The following is a 229-nucleotide window of genomic DNA, read 5'->3' on the forward strand; positions in this document are numbered from 1 at the left end:
CGGCAGCGCGGTCCCGCCGGGCATGAGTAGGCTGAGCTACGACGGCGATCCGTCGACGGGTGAGGTGCTGGGGCTTGTCGGCAAAGGCGACACCTTTGACACCGGCGGCATTTCCATCAAGGCTGCGGGCGGGATGGAAGAGATGATCAGCGACATGGGCGGAGCGGGGGGGCTGCTCGGGCTGCTGATCGTGGTGGGTTGGCTGGAGCCGCGCAACAACCTGAGGATT

The 229-nt window shown here is 66.4% G+C and carries 1 pseudogene; it reads left to right on the top strand.

The annotated features are described in order from the left end of the window. Nucleotides 1-229: pseudogene (locus KVT34_RS31535) on the top strand (leucyl aminopeptidase); the annotation flags it as partial.

The organism is Paenibacillus sp. GbtcB18 (assembly GCF_019091125.1).
Classification (GTDB): domain Bacteria; phylum Bacillota; class Bacilli; order Paenibacillales; family NBRC-103111; genus Paenibacillus_F; species Paenibacillus_F chitinolyticus.